Genomic DNA, 3084 nt, shown 5'->3' on the forward strand with positions numbered 1-3084 from the left:
CGATCAGAGACGTTCGGGTCCGTCCGAGTGTCATTTTGTGTGACGTGCCCGGCAGACGCTCCGCTACCCGCGCGTCGTGCTCTAGGTTCGGGAACCAGTGCCCACAGCCTTGAGCGCGAAGGAGCCCAGCGTGCAGATCGGTGTCCCCCGTGAGACCCGCGCCCGCGAGACACGCGTCGCCGCGACGCCCAGGACCGTCGAGCAGCTCGTGGCCCTCGGCTACGACGTGGCCGTCGAGCGGGGGGCGGGGGAGCGGGCGAGCTTCTCCGACGAGGCGTATGCCGCTGCCGGCGCTCGCGTGGTCACCGTCGAGGAGGCCTGGGGCTCGCCGGTCGTGCACAAGGTCAACGCCCCGTCCGACGACGAGATCGCGCGGCTGCGACCGGGCACCGTCCTCGTCTCGCTCATGGCGCCGGCGATCAGCCCCGACCTCGTCGAGAAGCTGCGGGCGGCCGAGGTCACGGCGATGGCCATGGACGCCGTCCCGCGCATCAGCCGCGCGCAGTCGCTGGACGTCCTGTCGTCGATGGCCAACATCGCCGGCTACCGCGCTGTCGTCGAGGCGRCCCACGAGTTCGGCTCGTTCTTCACCGGCCAGGTCACCGCGGCCGGCAAGGTGCCGCCCGCCAAGGTCCTCGTCGCGGGGGCGGGCGTCGCGGGGCTCGCCGCCATCGGGACCGCGCGGTCCCTGGGCGCGATCGTCCGCGCGACCGACGCCCGCGTCGAGGTGGCCGAGCAGGTCGAGTCGATGGGCGCCGACTTCCTCGCGGTGCAGATGCCCGAGATCGACGCCGCGGTGTCGAGCGACGGCTACGCCAAGGAGATGGGCGAGGAGTACAACCGGCGGGCTGCCGAGCTGTATGCCGCGCAGGCTCCCGACGTCGACATCATCGTCACGACGGCGCTGATCCCCGGGCGCCCCGCGCCGCGGCTCATCACCGCCGACATGGTCGCGGCGATGAGGCCGGGCTCCGTGATCGTCGACATGGCCGCGGCCAACGGTGGCAACGTCGAGGGCTCGGTCGCCGACGAGATGGTCGTCAGCGACAACGGCGTCAGGATCATCGGCTACACCGACCTCGCGGCCCGGCTGCCCACCCAGGCCTCGCAGCTCTACGGCACCAACCTCGTCAACCTGATGAAGCTGCTCACGCCGGGCAAGGACGGCGAGCTCGTCCTCGACTTCGACGACGTCGTCCAGCGCAACATGACGGTGGCGAGGGACGGTGAGCTGCTGTGGCCCCCGCCTGCCATCCAGGTGAGCGCGGCGGCCCCGGTCGCGCAGACGGCATACGACAAGAAGGTGGCGAAGGAGCCTGAGCCACCGAAGGATCCACGCCGCAGGTATGTGGCCATGGGGATCGGCGCGGCCGTCTTCGCGGCGATCGCGGCCGTCTCACCGGCCAGCTTCCTCGGCCACTTCACGGTCTTCGCGCTCGCGGTCGTCATCGGCTACTACGTCATCGGCAACGTCCACCACGCCCTGCACACCCCGCTGATGTCCGTGACCAACGCGATCAGCGGCATCATCATCGTCGGTGCCCTGCTCCAGCTGGGCGCGGCTCGCACGTCGCCCGGCTCGCAGGTCGTGATCATCGTCCTCGCGTTTCTTGCCACCCTGATCGCGAGCATCAACATCTTCGGTGGCTTCACCGTGACCCGCCGCATGCTGACGATGTTCAGGAAGGGCTGAACCGTGACCGACGTCAGCACCTCGCTCATCCAGGCCGCCTACATCGTCGCGGCCCTGCTCTTCATCATGTCGCTCGCCGGCCTCTCGAAGCACGAGACCGCGCGGGACGGCAACGTGCTGGGCATGGTCGGCATGGGCATCGCCCTCGTCGCGACCCTCTGGCTCTCCTTGCGCGACGCCCCCTGGGGCAACGTCATCGCCGTTGCCGTCGCGATGGCGATCGGCGCCGCGATCGGCATCTGGCGCGCGCGTCGCGTCGAGATGACCGGCATGCCCGAGCTGATCGCCATGCTCCACTCGTTCGTCGGCGCGGCGGCGGTGCTCGTGGGTCTCAACACCTTCCTCGCGTCCGGCGGCGCGGGGGACTCGGTGCACCTCGTCGAGATCTACCTCGGCGTCTTCATCGGAGCCGTGACGTTCACGGGCTCGATCGTGGCCTTCCTCAAGCTGTCGGCGCGCATCTCGAGCAAGCCGCTGATGTTGCCGGCGCGGCACTGGCTCAACCTCACTGCCCTCGTCGTGTCCGCCGGCCTGCTCGGGTGGTTCGTGGCAGCGCACTCGCTCGTGCCGCTGCTCGTCATGACGGCCATCGCGCTCGCGTTCGGCTGGCACCTCGTCGCCTCGATCGGCGGCGGTGACATGCCCGTCGTCGTCTCGATGCTCAACAGCTACTCGGGTTGGGCTGCGGCTGCAGCCGGTTTCATGCTCGGCAACGACCTGCTCATCGTGACCGGCGCGCTCGTCGGCTCGTCCGGTGCCTACCTCTCCTACATCATGTGCACCGCGATGAACCGGTCGTTCGTCTCGGTCATCGCCGGCGGGTTCGGCTCCGACGGAGCGGTGTCGGACTCGGACGTCGACTACGGCGACCACCGCGAGACGACCGCGGCCGAGGTCGCCGACCTGCTGAAGAACGCGTCGTCGGTCGTCATCACGCCCGGCTACGGCATGGCCGTCGCCCAGGCGCAGTACCCGGTCGCGGAGCTCACGTCCAAGCTGCGCGAGCGCGGGGTCGACGTGCGGTTCGGCATCCACCCGGTCGCTGGGCGGCTGCCGGGCCACATGAACGTGCTCCTCGCCGAGGCGCGGGTGCCCTACGACATCGTCCTGGAGATGGACGAGGTCAACGACGACTTCCCGGACACCGATGTCGTCCTCGTCATCGGGGCCAACGACACCGTCAACCCGGCGGCGGCCGAGGACCCGACCTCGCCGATCGCCGGCATGCCGGTGCTCAAGGTGTGGAACGCCAAGGACGTCGTCGTCTTCAAGCGCTCGATGAACRCCGGCTATGCCGGGGTCCAGAACCCGCTCTTCTTCCGTGACAACTCAGCCATGCTCTTCGGCGACGCCAAGGAGCGCGTCGAGGACATCATCAAGGAGCTCTAGGG

The 3084-nt window shown here is 69.4% G+C and carries 2 protein-coding genes; both read left to right on the forward strand.

The window, feature by feature from the left end; genetic code table 11:
• Positions 1–130: 130 nt before the first annotated feature.
• On the forward strand, positions 131–1693 hold the full coding sequence (locus AC1DP0_RS20210) for a Re/Si-specific NAD(P)(+) transhydrogenase subunit alpha (protein ID WP_478088061.1): 1563 nt from the start codon (positions 131–133) through the stop codon (positions 1691–1693).
• A gap of 66 nt (positions 1694–1759) precedes the next feature.
• Positions 1760–3082: a Re/Si-specific NAD(P)(+) transhydrogenase subunit beta gene (gene pntB / locus AC1DP0_RS20215; RefSeq protein ID WP_478088063.1), complete on the forward strand. Its 1323-nt coding sequence runs from the start codon at positions 1760–1762 to the stop codon at positions 3080–3082.
• Positions 3083–3084: the final 2 nt, after the last annotated feature.

The organism is Terrabacter sp. P5_B1, from assembly GCF_056400505.1.